Annotated in this window: 19 protein-coding genes; 6 read left to right on the forward strand and 13 right to left on the reverse strand. The window is 74.3% G+C overall.

Features of this window, described 5'->3' with window-relative positions:
• Nucleotides 1-150: 150 nt before the first annotated feature.
• From AC3AQ1_RS03265 to AC3AQ1_RS03295, 7 genes are all read right to left on the reverse strand, one after another.
• Nucleotides 151-1,569 (reverse strand): alkylhydroperoxidase domain protein, encoded by a 1,419-nt coding sequence (locus tag AC3AQ1_RS03265; protein ID WP_108717803.1) that lies wholly within the window; start codon nt 1,567-1,569, stop codon nt 151-153.
• Nucleotides 1,566-2,591, reverse strand: coding sequence for a putative FMN-dependent luciferase-like monooxygenase (locus AC3AQ1_RS03270; protein ID WP_108717804.1), 1,026 nt, complete (start codon nt 2,589-2,591; stop codon nt 1,566-1,568). Before AC3AQ1_RS03270 ends, AC3AQ1_RS03265 begins: the two co-directional genes overlap by 4 nt.
• On the reverse strand, nt 2,588-4,213 hold the full coding sequence (locus tag AC3AQ1_RS03275; protein WP_108717805.1) for a dipeptide ABC transporter ATP-binding protein: 1,626 nt from the start codon (nt 4,211-4,213) through the stop codon (nt 2,588-2,590). The genes AC3AQ1_RS03270 and AC3AQ1_RS03275 overlap by 4 nt, the downstream gene beginning before the upstream one ends.
• Nucleotides 4,210-5,097: an ABC transporter permease gene (locus AC3AQ1_RS03280; protein ID WP_370445344.1), complete on the reverse strand. Its 888-nt coding sequence runs from the start codon at nt 5,095-5,097 to the stop codon at nt 4,210-4,212. Before AC3AQ1_RS03280 ends, AC3AQ1_RS03275 begins: the two co-directional genes overlap by 4 nt.
• 66 nt (nt 5,098-5,163) lie before the next feature.
• Complete coding sequence (locus tag AC3AQ1_RS03285; RefSeq protein ID WP_108717806.1) at nt 5,164-6,099, reverse strand: ABC transporter permease; 936 nt, start codon at nt 6,097-6,099, stop codon at nt 5,164-5,166.
• The gene (locus AC3AQ1_RS03290) at nt 6,096-7,769 is read right to left on the reverse strand and encodes a TIGR04028 family ABC transporter substrate-binding protein (protein WP_108717807.1); all 1,674 of its coding nucleotides are present in this window, start codon (nt 7,767-7,769) and stop codon (nt 6,096-6,098) included. Before AC3AQ1_RS03290 ends, AC3AQ1_RS03285 begins: the two co-directional genes overlap by 4 nt.
• A gap of 159 nt (nt 7,770-7,928) precedes the next feature.
• Nucleotides 7,929-10,043: an MMPL family transporter gene (locus tag AC3AQ1_RS03295; RefSeq protein ID WP_108717808.1), complete on the reverse strand. Its 2,115-nt coding sequence runs from the start codon at nt 10,041-10,043 to the stop codon at nt 7,929-7,931.
• Nucleotides 10,044-10,397: 354 nt separating this feature from the next.
• Here AC3AQ1_RS03295 and AC3AQ1_RS03300 point away from each other — a divergent pair, with 354 nt between their 5' ends.
• Nucleotides 10,398-10,892 (forward strand): MarR family winged helix-turn-helix transcriptional regulator, encoded by a 495-nt coding sequence (locus tag AC3AQ1_RS03300; RefSeq protein ID WP_108717809.1) that lies wholly within the window; start codon nt 10,398-10,400, stop codon nt 10,890-10,892.
• A gap of 9 nt (nt 10,893-10,901) precedes the next feature.
• The gene (locus AC3AQ1_RS03305; RefSeq protein WP_108717810.1) at nt 10,902-11,744 is read left to right on the forward strand and encodes an LLM class flavin-dependent oxidoreductase; all 843 of its coding nucleotides are present in this window, start codon (nt 10,902-10,904) and stop codon (nt 11,742-11,744) included.
• 143 nt (nt 11,745-11,887) lie between these two features.
• Here the strand turns inward: AC3AQ1_RS03305 and AC3AQ1_RS03310 are convergent, their stop codons facing one another.
• The 4 genes from AC3AQ1_RS03310 to leuC all read right to left on the reverse strand — a co-directional run bounded on the left by AC3AQ1_RS03310 (nt 11,888) and on the right by leuC (nt 16,904).
• The gene (locus AC3AQ1_RS03310; protein ID WP_108717811.1) at nt 11,888-13,990 is read right to left on the reverse strand and encodes an acyltransferase family protein; all 2,103 of its coding nucleotides are present in this window, start codon (nt 13,988-13,990) and stop codon (nt 11,888-11,890) included.
• Nucleotides 13,991-14,196: 206 nt separating this feature from the next.
• Entirely contained in the window at nt 14,197-14,643 is a 447-nt protein-coding gene (locus AC3AQ1_RS03315; protein ID WP_108719944.1) for a VOC family protein, read from the reverse strand.
• 24 nt (nt 14,644-14,667) lie between these two features.
• Nucleotides 14,668-15,315 (reverse strand): 3-isopropylmalate dehydratase small subunit, encoded by a 648-nt coding sequence (leuD, locus tag AC3AQ1_RS03320; RefSeq protein ID WP_108717812.1) that lies wholly within the window; start codon nt 15,313-15,315, stop codon nt 14,668-14,670.
• A gap of 107 nt (nt 15,316-15,422) precedes the next feature.
• Nucleotides 15,423-16,904, reverse strand: coding sequence for a 3-isopropylmalate dehydratase large subunit (gene leuC / locus AC3AQ1_RS03325; RefSeq protein WP_108717813.1), 1,482 nt, complete (start codon nt 16,902-16,904; stop codon nt 15,423-15,425).
• Between the two features lie 134 nt (nt 16,905-17,038).
• Here leuC and AC3AQ1_RS03330 point away from each other — a divergent pair, with 134 nt between their 5' ends.
• Nucleotides 17,039-17,761: an IclR family transcriptional regulator gene (locus tag AC3AQ1_RS03330; RefSeq protein ID WP_108717814.1), complete on the forward strand. Its 723-nt coding sequence runs from the start codon at nt 17,039-17,041 to the stop codon at nt 17,759-17,761.
• A gap of 5 nt (nt 17,762-17,766) precedes the next feature.
• Here AC3AQ1_RS03330 and AC3AQ1_RS03335 read toward each other — a convergent pair whose 3' ends face one another.
• Both AC3AQ1_RS03335 and AC3AQ1_RS03340 read right to left on the reverse strand, forming a co-directional pair.
• Nucleotides 17,767-19,305 carry a sensor histidine kinase gene (locus AC3AQ1_RS03335; RefSeq protein ID WP_108717815.1) on the reverse strand — a complete coding sequence of 513 codons (1,539 nt, stop codon included), beginning with the start codon at nt 19,303-19,305 and terminating at the stop codon, nt 17,767-17,769.
• Nucleotides 19,302-19,985, reverse strand: a complete 684-nt coding sequence (locus AC3AQ1_RS03340; protein ID WP_108717816.1) for a response regulator transcription factor — start codon at nt 19,983-19,985, stop codon at nt 19,302-19,304. The genes AC3AQ1_RS03335 and AC3AQ1_RS03340 overlap by 4 nt, the downstream gene beginning before the upstream one ends.
• Before the next feature lie 93 nt (nt 19,986-20,078).
• Here AC3AQ1_RS03340 and AC3AQ1_RS03345 point away from each other — a divergent pair, with 93 nt between their 5' ends.
• The 3 genes from AC3AQ1_RS03345 (at nt 20,079) to AC3AQ1_RS03355 (ending at nt 23,522) form a co-directional block, all read left to right on the forward strand.
• A complete protein-coding gene (locus tag AC3AQ1_RS03345) occupies nt 20,079-21,428 on the forward strand; it encodes a LolA family protein (protein WP_234417723.1) in 1,350 nt (449 codons plus the stop codon).
• Between the two features lie 197 nt (nt 21,429-21,625).
• Complete coding sequence (locus AC3AQ1_RS03350; protein WP_234417909.1) at nt 21,626-22,549, forward strand: ABC transporter ATP-binding protein; 924 nt, start codon at nt 21,626-21,628, stop codon at nt 22,547-22,549.
• Complete coding sequence (locus AC3AQ1_RS03355) at nt 22,536-23,522, forward strand: DUF2705 family protein (protein WP_108717818.1); 987 nt, start codon at nt 22,536-22,538, stop codon at nt 23,520-23,522. Before AC3AQ1_RS03350 ends, AC3AQ1_RS03355 begins: the two co-directional genes overlap by 14 nt.
• The last annotated feature ends 71 nt before the right edge of the window (nt 23,523-23,593 follow it).

Consider the following 23,593-nt stretch of genomic DNA (forward strand, 5'->3'; position numbering starts at 1 on the left):
ATCACCTCGCGAAAGGACGAAGATCACCTCGCGAAAGGACCAGCATCACCTCGCGAACGACGGAGATCACCTCGCGATAGGACGAAGATCCTCTCGGGAAAGGACGGAAATCACCTCGCGGACTGTAAGAATGGCTCGCGGGGCGGTGGGTCAGGCGGGGTTCTCGGGCTCGCCGAGCGAGAGCATGAGGCGGTTGGCCCACGCGAAGAAGCCGGCGGCGCCCACGACGTCCAGGATCGCCTCGTCCGACAGCCCCACGCCGCGCAGCTCGGCCACGTGCTCGGCGTCGAAGGCAGAGGGCGTCCGGCTCAGCGCAGCGGCTGCCCGCACGACCGCGGCCCAACGCGGCTCCAGCTGCGCCGTGGCCGCCTCGGTGCCCTTCCGCAGCAGCAGGTCGACCTCGTCCGTGCGGTGCGAGAGCTGCTCCGCGAAGCGGGCGTGCACGCTCGCGCAGAACACGCAGCCGTTGACGCGCGAGGCGACCGCAGCGCTGAGCTCACGCTCGGGACGAGGCAGGCCCTCGCCGTCGGACGGCTTGCGCGGCGCGCCCGTGCGGAAGATGTCGAGGTCGGTCCGCGTGCGGGCCGCGAGCACCTCGGGGTCGAGCGCGAGCAGCCGGAAGTACGGGCTCGCGTCGCGGTTGCGCTCCACGAGGCCCGCGTACTGCCGCTCGCTCAGCTGATCGGCCGCCGGCGGCGTGAGCCACGGCACCCAGCCGAGGTTCGCCCGCGTGAAGTGGTCGGGGCGGTCGAGGTCGGGATACGTGGTGACCGCGCGGTCACCCGGGTCGACGACCGGCTCGACCTCAACCCCGAAGGCACCGGCCTCGGCGGCGCCGCTCGTCGCAGCACCACCCGCACCGGCGCCGCTCGCGTCGGTGGCCGACGTGTCGGCGCCAGCAGAGCCCACGGACACGCCGACAGCCGCGTCGGACGAGCCGGCGAGCACCCCGAGCCCGTGCACGAGCCGCACCTGGTAGGCCAGGAACGCCACGAGCTGCGACAGCGTCACGATCTGCGACGTCGTCCACCCCGCGTCCAGCAGCGCCTGCAGCGCCTGCGGCGAGGACTCCCGCGGCCGCAGCACCAACAGCACGGCGTGCGTCAGGCCCGAGGCGAGCCGCGGCGGCACGACGGCAGAGCTCGCCACCGTGAACGCCTCGCCCGGCTCGGACTCCCCCGCCAGCCCGGGCTCGCGGTACACCCCGTACGGACCCGGGCGCCGCGCTGCCTCCGCGATGGCGGCCACCTCCGCGGCGAGAGCCGCGTCGCGGGCCGCGAGCTCGCCGTCGTACGCCGCGCCGAGGGGCGCGGCCGCGGCGCCGTGCAGCGCGAGGACGAGGCTCGCGACGGCGTACCGCTCGACGAGCGGGAAACCGTTCTCCGCGACGGGCGCGAACAGCGCGTCGTGGCTGGCCTGGGTGTGCGTGCGGGCCACGTCGCGGCCCCGGCGGAGCGCGTCGAGCCTCGAGCCGGGCGCGATGCCGACCACGGCGTCGACGAGGTCGACTCCCCGTCCCCTCTGGGCGCCCTCGGTCGCGTCCGTGCCGGACGTGGCGGTGGCAGTCATCGGGAGACCTCCAAGGTCGGACGCAGCGCGAGGCGCGGCAGCAGCGGGGACACGTCGTGCGCGAGCAGCTCCAGGGAGCGCAGCACGAGTTCGTGCACGGGGTCGACGGAGTGGACCTGCACCAGCAGGTCGGTGGCGCGCTCGAGGATCGTGTCCTGCGCGAGCTGTGCGGCGACCTGCTCGGGATCGCCCGTCACGGTGTCCGATCGCGCGATGAGGTCCTCGACCGGTCCGTCGGGGTCGAGCCCCCACAGCCCGCCCCGCACCGCGACCGTCCGCAGGCCGCGGTCGGCCTCGCGACGCGCCGTCGCCTCGTCGTCGGCCACGAACACCGTGCGGGAGGCCGCGATCCGCGGCGCCGCGCCGTCGGGCAGGGCGTCGAGGTAGGCGTCCACGATCGGCTCCTGGATCTCCCAGATCCGCGCGTTCGGCGCGCCCTCGGGGCGCGGCTGGCTGCGCGAGAGCATGAGGCCGGACCCGTTCGCGCCGATCCGGGCCGCGCCCTCGGCGGAGAACGTCGCCTCCCAGCGGCGCTCCAGCAGCGTGGGCGCCGGCGGGTAGAGCTGGTTCTCGGGGTCGCCCAGGTCGAGGCCCGCCCACGCGTCGGTGACCACCTTGAGGTGGTCGGCGTAGATCGTGCGGCGGTCCGCGGCGTCGAACCCGAAGGCGCGGAACGACGACGGCGTGCCACCGGTCCCGAAGCCGACCTCCACCCGGTGGCCCGAGATCTCGTCGAGGACCGCGAGGTCCTCCGCGACCCGCAGCGGGTGCTCCAGCGGCAGCGTGATGACGCCGAAGCCCAGCCGGATCCGGCTGGTCAGCGCCGCGACCGAGGCGAGGAACACCGCGGGCGCGGGCAGCCCGCCCTCGAGCGCGTGGAAGTGGTGCTGCGCCACCCACGCGGAGTCGTAGCCCAGCTGCTCCGCGCGCACGATCTGGTCGCGCGCGTTGCGGTAGCGCTCCCCCGGCGACGTCTCGTCGAGCAGGCGGGTGAACAGGCCGAGGCGGAGCGGGGACGTCACGAAGGAACCTTTCCGGGGATCGAGGCGATGAGGTCGCGGGTGTACTCCTCGTGGGGGTCGGCGAACAGCGCGGCCGTGCCGCTCTGCTCGACGGCCCGGCCGCGCCGGAGCACCGTGACGGTGTCGGCGATCTGCCGGACCACCGCGAGGTCGTGGGAGATGACGAGGTAGGTGAGGCCGCGCTCGCGCTGCAGGTCGTCGAGCAGGCGGAGGATTCCGGCCTGCACGGTGACGTCGAGCGCGCTCGTGGCCTCGTCGAGGATGAGCAGCTCGGGGTGCAGCACGATCGCGCGGGCGATGGCCACGCGCTGGCGCTGACCGCCCGAGAGCTCGCGCGGCCGGCGGTGGTGCAGCTCGGCGGGCAGCGCGACGCGCTCGAGCGCCTGGACGGCGTGCGCCCGGCGGCCCGCGGCGCTGCCCTCGAGGCCGAAGTTCGCGAGCGGCTCCGCGACCGCGTCGAGGATCGTCTGGCGCGGGTCGAGCGACGCGTACGGGTTCTGGTAGACGAGCTGGACGCGGCGGCGCAGCTCGCGGCGCCGCGCGGAGTCCAGCGTGAGGACGTCCTCGCCGAGCACCTCGACCGAGCCGGCAGCGGCGCTCTGGAACGCCGCGATGACGCGCGCCGTGGTCGTCTTGCCCGAGCCGGACTCCCCCACGAGCGCGTGCGTCGTGCCGCGCGGGATCTCGAAGCTCACGTCGTCCACGGCCCGGAACGGCTGCTCCTTGCGCAGCCGCGCGCCCAGCCCGTGCCCGCCGAACTCCACCGAGAGACCACGCACGCGCACGGCGGGCTGCTCGCCGTCGGGCGCCGTGCGGGCGGCGCGGTGCACGGGCGTGGCGAGCGTCGGAGCGTCGGCCAGCAGGCGGCGGGTGTAGTCGGACTCGGGCGCGCGCAGCACCTGTGCGCTCGGCCCGTGCTCCTGCACGCGGCCCTCGCGCAGCACGAGCACGCGGTCGGCGTGGTCGGCCGCGAGTGCGAGGTCGTGCGTGACGAGCAGGATGCCGGTGCCGTGCTCCCGGCGCAGGTCCTCGAGCAGGTCGAGGATGCGCCGCTGCACGGTGACGTCCAGCGCACTCGTCGGCTCGTCGGCGATGAGCAGCCCCGGCCCGAGCGCGATCGCGGCCGCGATGAGCACGCGCTGCTTCATGCCGCCCGAGAGCTCGTGCGGGTACTGGCGGGCGCGGCGCGCCGGGTCGTCGATCCCGACCCGGTCCAGCAGCTCCTCCACGCGCGCGCCCAGCACGCGGCGCGGCGCCGCGCGGTGGATGCGGAAGGCCTCGGCGACGGAGTCCCCGATCCGCTTCGTCGGGTCGAGCGAGGCGCCGGGATCCTGCGGGATGAGCCCCACCCGCCGCCCGCGCAGCTCGCGCCAGCGGCGCGCGCTCGCCTGCGTCACGTCCTCGCCTGCGAGCTCGATGCGCCCGCCGACCACGCGCCCGCCCGCAGGCAGCAGGTCGATGACGGCCTGCGCCGTCGTGGTCTTGCCCGACCCCGACTCCCCCACGAGCGCGACGACCTCGCCGGGCGCGACGGCGAACGAGACGCCGTGCGTGACGGTGCGGCTTCCCGAGCGTCCGGCGTAGGCGACGGACAGGTCGGTGACCTTGAGCAGGTCGCTCATCGCGCGCCCTCCCGGCGTTCGGAGATCCAGCCGGAGATCCGGTTGGCGGACAGCACGACGACCACGACGACGAGGCCCGGCAGCGTGGTGAGCCACCACGACGTCGCGAGGTGGCTGCGGCCCTCGGAGATCAGCAGGCCCCACTCGGGCGTGGGCGGCGGCGCGCCGTAGCCGAGGAAGCCGAGCGTGGAGATCGCGAGCACGGCGGTGCCGAACTGCAGCGCGGCGAGCGCGAGCACGGCGGTGAGCGAGTTGGGCAGGACGTGCCTGAGCAGGACGCTCCACCAGCGGCCGCCGGAGCCGAACGCGGCCTCGACGTACTCGGTGCGTCGCACCCGCACGACCTCCGAGCGCGAGAGCCGCGCGAACGCGGCCACGCTCGTCACGCCGACCGCGATCGCCGCGTTCGTCGTGCCGAAGCCGAGCAGGATGATGACCGAGAGGCTGAGCAGCAGCCCCGGGATCGAGAGCAGCACGTCGACCACGCGCATGAGCAGCTCGTCGAGGAAGCCGCCGATCGACCCGGCGATCACGCCGAGCGCAGTGCCGGCGACGAGCCCGACGCCCACGGCGACCGTGCCGCCCAGCAGTGAGTAGCGCGCGCCGTAGACGACGCGGGTGAACAGGTCGCGGCCGGTCGGGTCGGTGCCGAACCAGTACGCCGCGCTCGGGGGCGCGAGCTTGTCGGCGGGCACGCCCGTGTAGGGGTCCTGGGCGGTGAACAGCCCTGGCGCGAGCGCCCAGGCGACGACGAGGGCGACGACGGCGAACGCGAGTCCCACCGACAGCCACGGCAGGACGCGGCGCCACGGCGCAGGTGCGCGCTCCGCCGTCGCCGCGAGCGACGTGCGCCCCTCGGGGTCGACGTCGATCGGGCTGCGCAGTCCGTCGGGCGTCTCGTCGGCGGGGTCGGGCACGTTGCGCTCCAGCTCGAGGGTCACGGGTCCTCCTCAGGCCTGGACCCGACGGCGCAGCCGCGGGTCGAGGACGGGCGCCAGCAGGTCGACGACCAGGTTGACGACGACGAAGACGGCCGCCGCAATGATGACGATCGCCTGCAGGACGGGGGTGTCCTGCGCGTTGAGCGCGTCCGCCGTGAGCCGGCCGATGCCGAACCTGGCGAACACGGTCTCGGTCACGACGGCGCCGCCGATGAGCTCTCCGAGCAGCACGCCCGCGATGGTCATGGCGGGCAGGGCCGCGTTGCGCAGCACGTTGCGCACCAGCAGCCACGGCTCGCTCGCGCCCTTCGCGCGCACGACGGCGACGAACGGCTGGGCGCGCACGTCGTCGATCGCGCGCAGCAGCACCTGGGCGAGCGGCGCGCTGATCGGGACGGCGAGGGTGAGCACGGGCAGGATCAGGGCCTCCACCGGGCCCGGGCGGATCACCGAGATCCACCCGAGCCGGAAGGAGAACACCTGGATGAGCACGATGCCGAGCCAGAAGACCGGCACCGAGATGAACAGCGAGGGCAGGGAGCGCAGGAGTGTCGCGAGCCACGAGAACGGGCTGAGGCTGGCCGCGAAGGCCAGCAGCCCCGCGAGCAGCACCGCCGCGACGAAGCCGAGGCCCGCCAGCAGCAGGGTGGACCCGAGGGCCTCACCGACCAGCACGCGCACCGGCGCCCCGGAGGCGACCGAGTAGCCGAGGTCGCCGCCGAGGGCGCCGCTGAGCGCGTGCCAGTACTCCGCCAGCAGGCCGGAGTCCGCCCCGTAGCTCTCCCGGATCGCCGCGATCTGCTCCGCCGTGAGCCCCAGCTCGGGGTTCTCGAAGCGGATCATCACGGCGTCCCCGGGCAGGGCCTGCAGCAGCACGAACGCGAGGGTGAACGCGCCGAGCAGGACCCCGAGGGAGGAGAGCACGCGGCTCGCGACGTACGTCACTGCTCCAGCCAGGTGTCGTAGAACTTCGGGCGAGCGATCGAGTCCCAGCCGAATCCGTGCACGTAGTTCTGCGCGCCGTACACCTGCGGCTCCTCGAACAGCGGGATCACGTAGGCGTTGTCCACGAGGTACCGCTGCGCCGCGGCGGACGCGTCCAGGCGAACCTGCGGGTCCGGCGTCGAGGCGACAGCCTCGAGGAGCGAGTCGAGCTCGGCGTCGTTGGACAGGAGCGCGTTGCGGTTCTTGGAGTGGAACTGGCTCTTGATGACGTCGAGGTCGGTGCGGCCGACCATCGAGTGGTACAGCTGGACCTGGTTGGGGTCCTTGATCGCGGTGGCGTACGTGCCGGAGTCCGCGGCGAGGATCTGCAGGTCGACGCCGATCTCCTTCAGCTGCTGGGAGATCAGGGTGAGGGTGTCGCGCGAGAGCGGCTGCGGCTTGGCCTCGCTGGCCACGAGGGTGAGCGTCTTGCCGTCCTTCGCGCGGATGCCGTCGGCACCCGGAACCCAGCCGGCCTCGTCCAGGAGGGTCTTCGCCTTTTCCGGGTCGTAGGCGAGCTGGTCGGACAGGTCGACGTAGCCGAGCGCGGTGTGGGACAGCACGCCCGTCGCGGCCGGGTAGTTCTCGGTGAAGACCGTGTCGACGAGCTCCTGGGTGTTCACGCCGGCCACGAGCGCCTGGCGCACCTTGAGGTCGGAGAGGATCTCGTTGGTGAAGCGCAGCGAGAGGCTGTTGTTGACGCCCTGGGTCTGCGGGGCGAAGAGCTGCAGGCCGGCCGAGGTGACCTGCTCCTCGTCGTAGGCCTGGACGTAGCGGATGAGGTCGGCCTGGCCCGACGTGAGCGCGCCGATCCGCACGCTGTCCTCGGGGGTCACGGTGAACCGGACCGAGTCGAGGTACGCGCGGCCCTGGTGCTCGCTCTCCTCCGGCGCCCAGTCGTAGTCCTCACGCGCCGTGAGCACGAGCTCGGCGCCGACCGTCTCGTCCGTGATGACGAACGGGCCCGTGCCGACCACGTTGGTGGCGTTGCCGGCCGCGAAGGCGTCCGCGTCGCCGTCGAGCGTCGCGGAGGACAGGATGCCGGCGCCGTTGGCCGAGGTCGCCTGCAGGAAGCCGGGCGCGGGGGCGGAGAACCGGAAGATCACGGTGTCCTCGTCCACGACCTCGCTGCCGGCGTAGTTGTTGATCTGCTCCGACACGGCGAACCCGCGGTCCGGGTCGCCGGTACCGTACAGGTCGAAGTTCTTCGCGACGACCTCGGCGTCCAGCGGCGTGCCGTCGGAGAACGTGACGTCGGGGCGGAGGTTGAACGTGTACTCGGTCGCGTCGTCGTTCATCGCCCAGTCCGTGGCGAGCCACGGGGAGAACTCCAGCGTCACCGGGTCCTGGAAGACGAGCTTGTCGGTGATGTTCGCGATGAGGCCACCGTTGGGGTAGAAGCCCGACGCCGGCGGGTAGAGCGTGTCGTAGGCCTGGTACTCCAGGTAGAGCAGCTCGCCGCCGGTCTGGACGTCGCCGGCGGCCTCGGCGTCGCCGCTGGCGTCGCTCGTGCCGTTCGCGGCGTCGGTGGCGTCACCGGTCCCGGCGGAGCCGGAGCCGCAGGCCGCCAGCAGGGCGACGGCCGAGACGGCTGCCGCGACGGCGGCAAGGGGACGGACGGATCGGGACATCGACGGTGCTCCTCGGGTCAGGGGGGAATGCTGACTCCGACCGTACGAGCGAACCGGGTCTGGTTGCTGGCACAACCTATTCGTCTCGCGATCCGAGACATCACGAGGGGTGATGCAGGGGGACCGCGGGATGTGCCGTGACGCGGGTCACACGTCGAGTCACGCCCCGGCGCGCGCGATCCGCCGCGGCCACCAGAACCGGTCCCCCAGCAGCAGCGCGAGGGCCGGCACGAGCATCGTCCGCACCACGAGGGTGTCGAGCAGCACGCCGAGGCAGACCACCACGCCGAGCTGCGCGAGCACGACGAGCGGCAGCACGCCGAGCACCGCGAACACGGCCGCGAGCAGGATGCCCGCGCTCGTGATGACGCCGCCGGTCGCGCCCAGCGCGCGCAGCATGCCCTCGCGCGCCCCGTGCTCGATGGACTCCTCACGCGCCCGCGTCACGAGGAAGATGTTGTAGTCCACGCCGAGCGCCACGAGGAACAGGAACGCCATGAGCGGCACGCCCTCGTCGAGCGCCGAGAACCCGAGCGGACCGGTGAAGATCCACCAGGACGCGCCCAGGGCCGCGAAGTAGGTGCCGACCACGGTGAGCACGAGCAGCACGGGCGCGACGACGGCGCGGAGCAGGAGCGCCAGCGCCACGAGCACGAGGCCGAGGATGAGCGGCACGATGAGCTGCCGGTCGCGCGCGGCCGCCTCGGTGGCGTCCATCGTCTGAGCCTCGGGCCCGCCGACGTAGGTCTCGGGCTCGTCCTGCAGTGCCGTGCGCAGGTCGCGGATCGCCTGCTGCGCCTCGGCCGAGCCCTCCTGCGAGGTGAGCACGACCTGGAGCTGGGTCACGCCGTCGCCCTCGGACACCGGGCTGACCGACGCGACGCCCGGCACCGCGGAGGCGAGCTCCTGGACCTGCGTGGCGTCCGCCGTCGTGACGATGGAGGTCGGGTTCGCCGTGCCGGCCGGGTAAGACTCGCTGATCCGGTCCGCCGCGACGATCGCCTCGGGCGTGCTGAGGAACTGCTCCGCGGTGTCCAGGCCGAGGCGCAGCTGCGTGTTGCCGATCGCCAGTGCGCCCAGGCCGACCACCACGGTGAGCGCGACGGCGAGCGGGCGCTTCGCGACGCCGTCGCCGATCCGGCGCCACACCGAGCGCGTCTCCGCCGCCGTCGCGTCGCCCACCCGGGGCGCCCGCGGCCAGAAGATCCCGCGCGGGAACACGACGAGCGCGGCGGGCAGGAAGCCGAGCACGAACGTCGCCGCGACCACGATCCCGACGGCGCACGCGAGTCCCAGCCCACGGGTCGTGGGCACGAGCGAGAGCAGCAGGGTGAGCACGCCGACCACCACGGTGCCGGCGCTGCACAGCACGGGTTCGAGGGTGCGGCGCAGGGCGAGCGCCATCGCCTCGCGACGGTCCGGCAGACGGCGCAGCTCGTCGCGGTAGCGCGAGATGAGCAGCAGGGCGTAGTTCGTCCCGGCGCCGAACACGAGGACCGACAGGATGCCGATCGTCGACTCGTTCGACGGGATGTCGACGGCGGCCAGCACGTGGGTCGCGAGGACCGCCGCGGACTGGTCGGCGAGCCCGACCACCGTGAGCGGGACGAGCCAGAGCACCGGGCTGCGGTAGGTGACGATGAGCAGGATCGCGACGACGAGCGCCGTGGCGCCGAGCAGGCGGAAGTTCGCGCCGTCGAACACCGAGGCGAGGTCCGCCTCGACCCCCGCGGGCCCGGTGACCTGGGCCTGCACGCCGTCGGGCGCCCCATCGCGAAGGGTGGCGCGCAGGTCGACGACGGCGTCGGCCACCGCCGACGCGCTCGTCGCCTCGATCGGGACGATCCCGAGCGCCGCGGTGCCGTCCTCGGACGGCACGACGACGGGCTGACCGCCCGCGAGCTCGCCCACCAGGGCGCCGATCGCCTCGAGCTGCTCGGGGGTGAGCGCGGCGCCGTCGTCGGCTGAGCTCGAGCCGGCGGCGGTGAAGAGCACGACGGCGGTGCTGCCGTCCTGCTGCGGGAGGCGCTCGGCGAGCTCGGCGGCCTGCGTCGAGTCGGCGCCGACCGGCAGCTGGTCCGTCGCGCCGCGCTCGCGCTCGGCCTGGCCGAGGCCGCCGATCAGCGCGCCGCCGATCAGCAGCGGGAGCAGCGCGACGATCCACGCCGTGCGGGCGCCGGTCGCGAAGCGGATCCAGCCGGAGGAGCGGTGGCTGGGCTCGCCGCCCGGACCGTCCTGCGTCACGTCGGCCTTGGTCCCTGCGGTGGTGCTCATCGGTCCTCCTGGCGGCAGCGAAGTCGCTAAGTACGTGAACTATATGGGCCATCGGTGTGTGCGACCAGCGTCCGGCCGACCGCGAGGGGCGCCGCGACGTCGATCAGCAGCGTCAGCGCCATGGAGTCCACGTTCACGTCGCTCTCGCAGGACGTCGCCTACTCCACGCTCGACGTCGACGCGGCCGTGGACGAGTGGTTCGCCGAGGCGGAGGCCGCGATCGGCGGCTGACACCGGTGCCACGGGCGGCCGTCGAGCAGGACCTCGGCGGCCGTCCGTCGCCGCGCGGGACCCTGGGCGAAGGGGCGGGTCTACGATGGGCCCGCCGACCCGGTCCCTAAGCAGGTGAACTAGATGGCGGACGAGATCGACCTCAGCACGCCCGGGGCGTGGCGACAGACCGAGTCGCTCACGCTCCTTCGTCGCGTCATGGATCTCGGTGGTTCAGTGCGGCACACGGTCTCGGGTGCCTCCGGTCTCAGCGAGAAGGAGATCCACGCCCTCGAGCACCTCGCGCGCGGACCCCTCGGCCCGGCGGAGATCGCCCGCCTCCTCGACGTCACAACGGCGGCGTCCACCGGCATCGTGGACCGGCTGGAGACCCGGGGGCACGCGGAGCGGCGGCCGCACCCCATCGACCGACGGCGCACCGCCGTCACGATCACCGAGTCTGCGCGCCACGAGGTGATGCGGCACATGGGCCCGATGTTTCGTGCTCTCGCCGAGGCGGACGCCGCCCTCACGGACGAGGAGCGTGCCGTCGTCGTGCGCTACCTCGGCGCCGCGCTCGCCGCGGCGGAGCACGTCGAGGGCAACCACCGCACGCGGCGTGTCGTACCCCCCGCCTAGCCTTCCCGCATGCGCTACGGCTTCGTCGGTTCCTTCGGCTCCGCGACCGAGCTCGTCCGCCTCGCCGTCGAGGCCGAGGAGCACGGGTGGGACGGGTTCTTCGGCTGGGACGGTGTGAGCCTCGGGCCGGCACCGACGTGGGACCCGTTCACCCTGCTGGGCGCCGTCGCGGCGCAGACGTCGCGGATCCGCCTCGGGACCCTCGTGCTCGCCCTGCCCCGCCGGCTGCCGTGGGAGCTCGCCCGCCAGGCGCTCACGCTTGACCACCTCTCCGGCGGCCGGCTCGTGCTGCCGGTGGGCGTGGGCGTGACGGACGACCGCGCCGTCGCCGGCGTGCTCGGCCGCGGCGCCACACCGACCGATCTGCGCACGCGCGCCGCGCTGCTCGACGAGACGCTCGCCGTGCTCGACCTCGCTGCCACCGCCGAGCCGTTCTCGTTCACCGGCGAGCACTACCACATCGAGGAGATGCAGATCGCTCCTGCGCCCCTGCAGCGCCCACACGTGCCCGTGTGGCCCGTCGGGGCATGGCCGAGCGTGCGCTCCATGCGGCGCGCGGCGCGGTGGGACGGTGTGGTGGTGCAGCTGCGTGGGGAGCGCGCGATGGCGGACCCGACACCCGACGACGTGCGCGACCTGGTCGCCTGGCTCACCCGGGAGCGGGGCGCCGACGCGATGGCGGGGTTCGACGTCGTGCTCCAGGGGACGTTCACGGGCGAGGCGGACGCCGCCGCGCGGGCCGCCGCGTACGAGGAGGCGGGCGCGACGTGGTGGATCGACGGGCGCTGGGAGGGCGAGGACGCCCAGTTCACCCGCCAGCTCGCGCTGGTGCGCGAGGGGCCGCCGCGCTGATCGGCCCGCGGCTGGGGATCGGCCGAGCCCGCCGGGCCGGCGGGGTGGGACGACCCCACGCCACACGACACGCCCGACAGGACACGCCCGACACGACACGTGCCACACGACACGCGCTCGTGTCGACCTCGGCACGGAGCGAGTCAGGACTGCTCGGCGCTCGGGTCGATCGCGCCGGACTGGATCGAGGTCCAGACGAGGTTCGCCATCTCGACCGAGCCGGTGCCCTCGCGCGGGTGCGTCGCGTCGTCGAAGAACCACTCGCCGTGCGGGTCGGAGTAGGCGTACCAGTCGATCACCCGCGCGTTCGGGTACTGCGGCACGACGCTCGCGAGCAGCGCGTTGTTCTGGTCCTGGTACTCCACGCGCGTACGGTCGTTGACGAGGAAGACCCGGTGGTCCGGCAGCGCATCCAGCACCCGGCGCAGGTCCGCCTCGGCGATCGGTCCGTTGGAGCCGCCGTGCACCACGACGGTGCGGCCCAGCGTGCCGGCGTCCCGCATGGCCAGGACGATGTCGGCCATCTCGCGGAACTGCCGGGACACCTTCCAGTCCACCGTGACCGGCCCGAGCGCGGCGAGGTCCGGCGCGACCATGCCCATCACCGAGTCGCCGACCACCGTGATCGCGCCCACCTCGTCCACGGGTGCCGGCTCAGGGGCGGGCTCAGGGGCGGGCCGGTGCGTCTGCGGCACGGCCGCGGGCTGCGGGGCGAGGGCGGCCGGGGTGCCGTCGGGTCCGAGGGCCACGGTCACGCCCGGCATCACCGGCGTCCGAGCGGCCTCCGCGCCCGCGCCGGCGCCCGCACCGCCGTCGGGCGCGGTCACGACCCCACCGCCGCCGACGAGACGGTCGCTCGTCTCCAGCAGGCTCGGCCGCTCCGGCACGTACGCCAGACCTGAGCCGAGACCGACCACGGCGAGCGCGGCGACGGCGAGCACCGCCGTCGTACGTCGTGCCGGCACGGCGAGCGGGCCGGCCGTCCGCACGGACCGCCACCAGTGCAGCAGTGCCCCGCGCCGCACGGGCGTCTCGACGAACCGCCTCGACAGCTCCGCCAGCCCGCACGTGAGGGAGACCTGGAGCACCGCCACGACCGGCACGGCCCACGGCAGGTCCACGCCGGCGCGCGTCACCATGAGGACCGGCCAGTGCCACAGGTAGATGCCGTAGGAGCGCGTCCCGATCCACCGCAGGGGATGGCGGTCCAGCGCGCGCCCGATCGCGGACTGCGGATGGACCACGGCTCCCACGAGGACGACGCACACCACCGCGGCCACGGCGTAGCCGCCTCGGTACAGCAGCGTCGATCGCTCCGACACCCCGATGACGAGCGCCGCGAAGGCGGCCAGCCCCACGACGGCGGCGACGTCGCACAGGTACGCCGAGCTGCGCGCGGCCGCGCCGCGCAGCCTCCACGGCCGCCACACGCACGCGAGCGCGGCGCCGAGCAGGAGCGGGAAGGCGTGCGTGTCGGTCCCCACGTACACCCGGGTCGGGTCGTTCGACACCGGCATGCCGCCGCCGACGGCGAGCACCACCATCGCGGTCGCGGACAGCGCGGCCAGCACGAGCAGCGCCTTGCCGAGCCGGTGCCGACCCCAGCGGATCGCGGCCCACGCCAGGAGGGGCGCCAGGAGGTAGAACTGCGCCTCGACCGCGAGCGTCCAGAGGTGTCGCAGCAGCGAAGGACGCTCCTGCGCGTCGAAGTAGGACTCCGAGGACGCCACCTGGAACCAGTTGGAGACGTACAGAAGCGCGGCCGGCACGGCGCGACGCAGGTGATCGAGCTGGTCGCGCAGGAGCAGCTCGATCGCCACCACGGCACCGAGCACGAGGTACAGGGCGGGCAGGAGCCGCCGTGCGCGGCGGCCGTAGAAGGCGCCGACGCGCAGCCGTCCGGTGCGCTCGACCTCGGTGAGGATCAGCGTGGTGATGAGGAAGCCGGAGATGGCGAGGAACAGGTCGACGCCGAGGAAGCCGCCCGGCAGCCCCGCCGCACCCGCGTGGTAGGCGAGCACCGAGACGACGGCCAGGGCGCGCAGTCCGTCCAGGCCGGTGAGGTGCAGCCTGCGGTTCTGCGGTGCGCCCGGCGCCGGTGTGTGGGGCCGGGCCAGGTGGTCACCCGCCGGGGGTGTTTCGGCGGGCCGACGGTCGGCGACCGCGGTCGTCGCGCGCGTGCGGACCCCCGGGCCGTCGTGCAGGGCGGCCGGCCCGATGCTCCTGGCCGGTGCCTGCGACGTCATCGCTCCAGTATCGGTGGCCGGTCTGGTCGGCCCAGGCAGCGGCGCCGGGCGAGTCGCCGCACGGCCGCACGCCGAGGCCCACGAGCCAGGCGACTCGGTCGGGGCAGCGGCGCTCGGCGAGTCGCCGCACGGCCGCACGGCCGCGACCGTTGCGCCTGACGAGCCCCTCCGAGGTCGTCAGGGCTCTGGCCGCGAGCCGGTCGCGCTCAGTCCCCCACCGTGCCGTCGGCGGCGATGGGCCAGAACGGGTTCCACGCGAGCTCCCACAGGTGCCCGTCGGGATCGGCGACGTAGCTCGAGTAGCCGCCCCAGGACGTCGAACGCGGCGCCACGACCGACGTGGCACCCGCGGCGAGCGCTCGCGCGAAGGCGGCGTCGACGTCGGCGTCGGAGGGGAAGTTGCGCGCGAGGGTGACCGAGCCGGACCCCGCGGGCAGGTCGTCGCAGCCGGTGTCCTCCGCGAGACCTGCCGCCGTGAACAGCGCGAGGATCTGGCCGCCGAGGCGGATGAAGACCACCTCGTCGTGGACCTCGAACGGCTCGCAGCCGAGCGCCTCGTAGTAGGCGCGCGACCGCGCGACGTCGGCGACGCCGAGGGTGACGGCCGTGATGGCGCGCGGGAACGCGCCGTCGGGCGCCCCGGGATCGACCATGGCCATGCCCCCGGTCAGCCCCGGTCAGGCGGGCTGGTCGGCGGGCCGTGCCGCGTCGATGTCGATCTTCGGCAGGTGCTTCGCCGGCAGCGTGCGCGGCCGCCAGGACTCCCGGCGCGCCTCGAACGCGGCGATCTCGTCGGCGTGCTGGAGGGTGAGGCCGATGTCGTCCAGGCCCTCCATGAGGCGCCAGCGGGTGTAGTCGTCGAGTTGGAAGGGCACCGTGACGTCACCCGCGGTGGCGGTCCGGTTGACGAGGTCGACCGTCACCTCCGTACCGGGGGAGTTCTCCAGGATCTTCCAGAGCAGCTCGACGTCCTCCTGCTCGACGATCCCGGCGACGAGGCCCTGCTTGCCCGAGTTGCCGCGGAAGATGTCGGCGAACCGGGACGCCAGCACCACGCGGAAGCCGTAGTCCTTGAGCGCCCACACGGCGTGCTCGCGCGAGGAGCCGGTGCCGAAGTCCGGGCCGGCCACGAGCACGGTGCCGGCGCGGTAGGCGTCCTGGTTGAGCACGAACGACGGGTCGCCGCGCCACGCCGCGAACAGCGCGTCCTCGAAGCCCGTGCGGGTCACACGCTTGAGGTACACGGCGGGGATGATCTGGTCGGTGTCGACGTTGCTGCGACGCAGCGGGACGCCGATCCCGGTGTGGACGGTGAACTTCTCCATGGCTGGCTCCTGCTTTGTGCGAGGTTCGGGATGCGCTCGGGCGGCGCGAGGTGACGGGCTGCGCGGGGGCGGGCGGCGCGATCCGCGTCGGACCTGGCCGGACCAGGTCAGACCTGGAGGAGCACCTTCGGGTCCAGCGGCGCGAGCGGCGAGCCGTCGAACGTGGTGAGGTCGACGCCGGCAGGCAGGTCGAGGTCCGAGAGCGAGGACAGCGTGCCGCGGATCGCCGTGGCCGCCGCGACGAGCGGCGACACGAGGTGCGTGCGTCCGCCCTTGCCCTGACGGCCCTCGAAGTTGCGGTTCGACGTCGAGGCGGACCGCTCCCCCGGCGCGAGCTGGTCGGGGTTCATGCCCAGGCACATCGAGCAGCCCGCGTTGCGCCACTCGGCGCCGAACTCCTTGAAGATGACGTCGAGACCCTCGGCCTCGGCCTGTAGCCGCACCCGGGCGGAGGCTGGCACGACGAGCACGCGGACGTTGTCCGCCTTGCGGTGGCCCTGGATCACCTTGGCGATCGAGCGCAGGTCCTCGATGCGGCCGTTCGTGCACGAGCCCATGAAGACGGTGTCGACCGTGATCTCGCGCAGCGGCTGGCCCGGGACGAGGCCCATGTACTCGATCGCACGCTCGGCGGCGACGCGGTCGTTCTCGTCCGCGATCTCCTCCGGCACCGGCACCCGCGCGCTGATCGGCAGGCCCTGACCCGGGTTGGTGCCCCAGGTGACGAACGGCTCGAGGTCGCTCGCGCGCAGCTCGACCTCGGTGTCGAAGACGGCGTCGTCGTCGGTGCGCAGGGTCTTCCAGTACTCGACGGCGTCCTCCCAGTCCTGACCCTCGGGGGCGTGCGGGCGGCCCTTGATGTAGTCGAAGGTGGTCTGGTCCGGCGCGATCATGCCGGCGCGCGCGCCGGCCTCGATCGACATGTTGCAGATCGTCATCCGCGCCTCCATCGAGAGCTTCTCGATGGCGGGCCCGCGGTACTCCAGGACGTAGCCCTGGCCACCGCCAGTCCCGATCTTGGCGATGATCGCCAGGATGATGTCCTTGCTGGTCGTGCCCGGCGGAAGCTCGCCGACGACGTTGATCGCCATCGTCTTGAACGGCTGCAGCGGCAGCGTCTGCGTGGCGAGCACGTGCTCCACCTCGCTCGTCCCGATGCCGAACGCGAGACCGCCGAACGCGCCGTGCGTGGAGGTGTGCGAGTCGCCGCAGACCACCGTGAGGCCCGGCATCGTCAGCCCCAGCTGCGGCCCGACCTGGTGCACGATGCCCTGGTCGGCGTCGCCGAGGGAGTGGATGCGCACGCCGAACTCGGCGGCGTTGTGGCGCAGGGTGTCGATCTGCGTGCGGCTCGTGAGGTCCGCGATCGGCAGGTCGATGTCCAGCGTCGGGGTGTTGTGGTCCTCGGTGGCGAGGGTGAGGTCGGTGCGACGCACCTGACGGCCGGCGAGCCGCAGGCCCTCGAAGGCCTGCGGGCTGGTCACCTCGTGGCACAGGTGGAGGTCGATGTAGAGGAGATCCGGCGCGCCGTTCTCACCCTTGCGCACGATGTGCGCGTCCCAGACCTTCTCCGCCAGGGTCTTGCCCATGTCCCACCTCGACTCGACTCGGCTCGGGGACGGAGCGGGTCACGCACGCGGCCCCGAGTAGTTGCCGGACATCATCCCCCGTGATCTCAGCCCGTGAACTTGCGTCTCAGCCTCCGAGACGGCAGTATCGAGGCATGGACACGAGTGGTGTGGGAGTTCTGGACAAGGCGGCGATCGTGCTGGCCGCCCTGGAGTCGGGGCCGGCGACGCTGGCCCAGCTGGTCTCCTCGACCCACCTGGCGCGCCCGACGGCGCACCGCCTCGCCGTCGCGCTCGAGCACCACCGCCTGGTGGCGCGCGACCTCCAGGGCCGCTTCGTGCTCGGCCCGCGCCTCGGCGAGCTCGCCGCTGCCGCCGGCGAGGACCGCCTTCTCGCCGCCGCCGGTCCGGTGCTCGCGGCGCTTCGCGACCACACGGGCGAGAGCGCGCAGCTCTACCGCCGCCAGGGCGACCACCGCATCTGCGTCGCGGCCGCCGAGCGGCCCGTGGGCCTGCGCGACTCCATCCCGGTCGGTGCGCAGCTCTCGATGCAGGCCGGCTCCGCCGCCCAGGTGCTGCTCGCCTGGGAGGAACCGGACCGGCTGCACCGCGGCCTGCACGGCGCCACCTTCACCGCCACGGTGCTGTCCGGCGTCCGACGGCGAGGCTGGGCCCAGTCCGTCGCCGAGCGCGAGCCGGGGGTCGCCTCGGTGTCCGCGCCCGTGCGCGGGCCCTCGAGCCGCGTCGTCGCGGCCGTGTCGATCTCCGGGCCGATCGAGCGGATGACCCGCCAGCCGGGTCGCCTGCACGCGGCCGCCGTCATCAGCGCGGCCAACCGCCTCAGCGAGGTGCTGCGGCGTGCCGACGAGCACCAGTAGGTCTCTCATCCCACGGGGAGCGTGACGACCGCCCGCAACCCGCCGAGCGCGGAGTCCGCGAGCACCACGTCGCCGCCCTGCTCGCGCGCGAGCTCACGCGCGATCGCCAGCCCGAGCCCCGACCCGCCCGCGTCGCGCTCGCGCGCCGCGTCGAGCCGCACGAACCGCTCGAACACCCGCTCCCGCTCGGCCACGGCGATGCCGGCGCCGTCGTCGTCGACGGCGAACTCGCCGTCGGACACCTCGATCCGCACCCGGCCGACGGCGTGCCGCACGCCGTTCGCCACGAGGTTGCGCACGACCCGGGCCAGCACCTCGGCGTCAGCGAGCGCCACGCCCTCGCCCCGCACGTCCAGCGACACCTCGCCGGACCGCGCGGCAGCGGCCGCGGCGCCCTCGGCCACCGCCGCACGCGCGACGTCGGCGAGCGCCACCCGCTCGCGGGCGAGCGGCCGCGAGCCGACCCGGGCGAGCAGCAGGAGATCCTCCACGAGCACCTCCATGCGGCGGACGCCGTCGTCGAGGTCCGGGACGAGGTCGGCGGCGGGGTAGGCCTCGGGGTGCTCGCGCGCGACGTCGAGCGCGGCCCGCAGGCCGGTGATCGGCGAGCGCAGCTCGTGCGCGGCGTCCGCGACGAAGGCCCGCTGGCGGGTGGCCGCCTCGTGCTCGCGCCGTGCAGACCGCTGGGCCGCCTGCACGGCGCCGTCGAGCCGGTCGAGCATCGCGTTGAGCGTGGTCGCGAGCGCGGCCAGCTCGCCCGAGGCGGGGACGGGGAGGGAGCCCCGCCCGCCCTCGGCCGCGACGGCGTCCGCCGCCACGCGCAGGTCCTCCACCGGCCGCAGCGCACGGCCGAGGACGACCCACACCACCACGCCCAGGCCCAGGACGAGCACGGGCACCACCGCGACGAGCGCGAGCGCCAGGGCGCGGATCGTCGCGGCCACGTCGCCGAGCGGGACGGCCGCGACGACGACGTCGCCCGCTGTCGACCCGTCGGTCGCCGTCGACCCGTCGCCCGCTGCCGACCCCTCGGCACCCGGCACCGCCAGCACCGCGACCCGTGCGGATCCGGTGTAGGCGCTGTCCGCCGTCGTGAGCACGGGCTCGCCCGTCCGCGCGGACTCGGCCGCCTCGTCCGCTACGTCGGCGAGCGACACCACGGGGAGAGTGAGCGACGCGTTGGCCGAGGTCGCCACGACCCGCCCCGCGCCGTCGAGCACCTGCACCACCTCGCCCGGTGCGACCACGCCGAGGGCGTCGGGCACTTGGTCGGAGGCCACGAGCGAGGCGACGGTGCGGGCCCGCGTGGCCGCGGCGTCGTCGAGCGCCTCGACGCGGCCGCCCTCGAGCAGGCGGACGAGCACGACGGCGCCGATCACCAGCGCGAGCGCCACCACCCCGGTGGTGAGCAGGGTGAGGCGCCAGCGCAGGGTGCCGCGCGCGCCGGCCGAGCGACTCGCCCCCTCCGGCCGGTCCGCACCCGCCGGTCGATCCGCGCCCGCCGGCCGATCAGTGCCCGACGGCTTGGGCGACGCCGATCTCATCCGACCATCCGGTACCCGGCACCCCGCACCGTCGCGATCCGCTCGCGCCCGAGCTTGCGGCGCAGGTACCCCACGTACTGCTCGACGACGTTGACCTCGGCCGTCTCGGCGCCGCGCTCCCAGGCCGACTCCCCCGCCCCCGCCCACACGTGGTCGAGCAGCTCGGTCTTGCCCACCACGCGGTCGGCGTGCCGCATGAGGTACTCCAGCACCCCCAGCTCGCGCACCGTCAGCTCGACGCGCTCGTCGCCCACGCTCACCTCGTGCGTCGCGGGGTCGAGGCGCACGTCGCCGACGGCGAGCGCGGCCGGCCGCGGGGTCGCCGGACGCCGCGCGATCGCCCGGATCCGCGCCACGAGGACGACGAACGAGAACGGCTTGGTGAGGTAGTCGTCGGCACCGACGTCGAGCCCGTCGGCGACGTCGTGGTCGCCGTCCTTCGCCGACAGCAGCAGCACGGGCGTCCAGACACCCTCCGCGCGCAGCGTGGTCACGACGTCGTAGCCGCTGCGCCCGGGCAGCATCACGTCGAGCACGATCGCGTCGTAGTCGCCGTAGCGCGCGAGCTCGAGGCCGGCCCGGCCGTCGTGCGCGACGTCGACGGCGAACCCCTCGGCCGTCAGGCCGCGGTGCAGGGCGCGCGTGAGGGCCCGCTCGTCGTCCACCACCAGCAGCCGCATGCCCCCAGCATCCTCGATCGTCGAGCCGCATGCGCCCACCAGCGGGTCGTCCGTCTCAGGGTTTCCTCAGGCAGCACGAGGCAGGCTGGGCGCATGACGAGCCCCGACCGCACCCCCGAGCCGCTCGACCCCGTCGCGACGTCCCCCACCGGCCCGATGCCCCGGACCCGCGCCCGCGCCCGCTGGGCCGTCCCTGCCGTCGCCGTGGTCGCCGTCGGGGCCGCCTTCACGATCCCGGCCATCGCCTCGGCCGACTCCCCGGATCTGCCCGACGTCACCGCCGAGCAGCTGCTCGCCTCGGTCGCCTCGGCCGAGCCGACCCCGCTGTCCGGCACCGCGGTCTACACCGCACGGCTCGGGCTGCCCGAGGTGTCGACCGAGCTGACCGGCGGCGCCGACCCGCTCAACCTCCTCTCGGGCTCCTCGACGATCCGCGTGTGGTCCGACGGCTCCGACCGCTCCCGCGTCTCGCTGCTGGGCGCCACGTCGGAGTACTCGGTCGTCACCGACGGCACGCAGGTCTGGACCTACTCCTCGGGCAAGGACGAGGTGCGCCACGTCTCCCTCGACGACCAGCTCAGCGGCATGCTCACCGTCCTCGAGCAGCAGCAGGCGGCCAAGGCCTCGAGCGCGGACGTCCCGACGCCGGACGAGCTCGCCACGCAGATCCTCGACCACGCGCGGGAGGACTCCGACATCACGGTGACCGACCCGGTGACCGTGGCCGGCCGGTCCGCGTACGAGGTCCGGATCGTGCCCACGACGCCCGGGACCCTCGTGGACCAGGTGCTCATCGCCGTCGACGGCGAGACCTCGGTCCCGCTCTCGGTCCAGGTGTTCTCCACGCAGGACCCCGACTCCCCCGCGCTCGAGCTCGCCTTCACGGACGTCTCGTTCACCACCCCGAGCGACGAGGCGCTGGCCTTCTCCGCGCCCGCGGGCGCGACCGTGAACGAGAAGGTCCTCACGCTCGCCGACCTCGACCCGGACGGCACCCTCGCGGGCGCGCTCACCGGCGCGGCGGACGGCACGCTCGACGGCGGAGCCTGGGCCGACCAGCACGCCGACGCCTCGGGCACGCCCGGCCTCCCCGAGGGCGTGAGCGTGACCGGCGAGGGCTGGGCCACGGTGGTGGAGCGCGACGGCGTGGACGTCGCCGGGCTGCTCTCCGGCGACCCCGCCGCGGTGGCCGAGCTCGCGGGCGAGGACTCCCCCTTCGGCGACTCGGCCAACGGCGACCTGTTCGGCGAGTTCGCCGGCGACGGCGACGGCCCCGGCCTCTCGCTGGACACCTCGGCGCTCTACGACCAGCTCACCACGCCGGTCGACGGCGGTCGGGTGCTCTCCTCCGCACTGCTGTCCGTTCTCGTGACCGACGACGGCCGGGTGCTCGTGGGCTCGGTGCCCACGCAGACGCTCCTGCAGACCGCCGGGCTCGCGTGAGCGAGACGGTCGAGGCGGCCGCAGCGGCCCCCGCAGTCCCCGAGGCGCGTCGCGCCGCGGGGGCGCGCCGCGCGTCGCAGGCGCCGCCGGACGTCGAGCCGGGGTCGGTCGGTGGCCGCCCGGCGAGGCCCGCCACCCACCCCGCGCCCGACGGCGAGCAGCACCCGGGCGTCGACCTCGCCGTCCGCACAGCCGGGCTGACCAAGCGTTTCCGTACGGGTCAGCTCGCCGTCGACGGCGTGGACCTCGCGGTCCCGCGCGGCGCGGTCTACGGCTTCCTCGGGCCGAACGGCTCGGGCAAGACCACGACGATCCGGATGCTGCTCGGCGTCGTCACGCCGACCGCGGGCCGGGCGTGGCTGCTGGGCGAGGCGATGCCCGAGGGCTCCGCGCGCGTGCTGCCGCGGGTCGGCGCCCTCGTCGAGGGTCCGGCGTTCCAGCCCTACCTCACCGGCGCCGCGAACCTCGAGCGGCTCGACGCCGCCGACGCGACGGTGGACGCGCGCGGCTCCCGCGCCCGGGTCGGCACCGCGCTCGAACGGGTCGGCCTCATGGCGGCCGCCGGCAAGCGGTACCGCCAGTACTCCCTCGGGATGAAGCAGCGCCTCGGCCTCGCCGCGGCGCTGCTGCGCCCCCGGGACCTCGTCGTGCTCGACGAGCCGACGAACAGCCTCGACCCGCAGGGCACGCGCGAAGTACGCGCGCTCGTGCGCGAGCTCGCCGACGACGGCGCCACCGTGCTCGTCTCCTCGCACCTGCTGGCGGAGATCGACCAGGTCTGCAGCCACGTCGGGGTGATGAGCCGCGGCCGGCTGCTCGTGCAGGGCGAGCGCGAGGCGCTCGTCGCGAGCCGTGCGGGCACCGCGACGCTCACCACGACCCCTGCGGGCGAGGCACTCGTCGCGACCGCGCTGCCCGGTGCGGCGTCCGTAGCGGGCGTGGAGCCGGGTGCGGACGGCGCCGTCGTGCTCACGCTCGCGCTCGGCGAGGCGCCCTTCGAGGCGCTCGCCCCCGCGCTCGTGGCGGGCGGTGTGCCCGTGCTCGGGCTCGCGCAGGTGCGCCCGAGCCTGGAGGACGTGTTCGTGGAGCTGACCGGGGAGGGCTTCGATGTCGCGCGCTGAGGCCACGTCGCCGGCGGTCGGCGGGTCCGCTGCCACCGCCACCGCCGCTGCCACTGCTGCGAGCCGCGCCGTCGGGACCGACGGCGGGCCGGGCCGGGCCGTCGGGGCCGACGTGTCGGACACCGCATCAGGCGGACCGCGCACGTCCCGCGCCCGCGCGACCGCCCGGCTGCTGCGCAACGAGCTGCGCCTCGTGCTCGGCCGCCGCCGCAACCAGCTCCTCCTCGCGCTGCTCACCGCGGTGCCCGTGCTGCTCGGGATCATGCTCGCGATCGTGAGCGACTCCGCGTACGCGGGACAGGGACCCGGGTTCATCTCGCGGGTCGCGGGGAACGGGCTGTTCCTCGTCGTGACGTCGCTGTTCCTCTGCCTGCCGTTCCTGCTCCCCCTCGTGGTGAGCATCGCGTCGGGCGACGCGGTGGCCGGCGAGGCCGGCGCCGGGACGCTGCGCTACCTGCTCCTCGTGCCCATCCCGCGCGGCCGGCTCCTGCTGGTCAAGGCCGCGGGTGCGCTCGTGCTCGTGCTCGCGGGCGTCCTGCTCGTGGCGGCGGCCGCGTTCCTCACGGGCGGGCTGCTGTTCGGGTTCGGCGACCTCACGCTGCTCTCGGGCCAGAGCGTGGGCACCGGGGCCGGCGTCGTCCGCATGCTCGGCGTGACGGCGTACGTCGCGATGTCCCTCACGGGGCTGATCGCCGTCGGGCTGTTCTTCTCCACGCTGACGGAGGTCGCGATCGGCGCGATGGCCGCGACCGTGGTGGTCTCGGTGGTCTCCACGGTGCTCGACTCGCTCCCCCAGCTCGCCGCGATCCACCCCTACCTGCTCACGCACCACTGGTTCGACTTCGCGGAGTTCCTGCGCTGGGACGTCTCGGCGGGCGTGCTCTTGCAGGGCGTGGCCGTCCAGGCCGCCTGGGTCGCCGTCTTCGGCTCGCTCGCCTGGGCGCGGTTCACGACGGCGGACATCACCTCCTGAGCCCGCCCGCTCCGGCGGTCGGTTCGCCGGCGGCGTTGCCTCTCTCCCCCATTGCTCTAATGGTTTGATAC

Source organism: Miniimonas sp. S16, assembly GCF_057748195.1.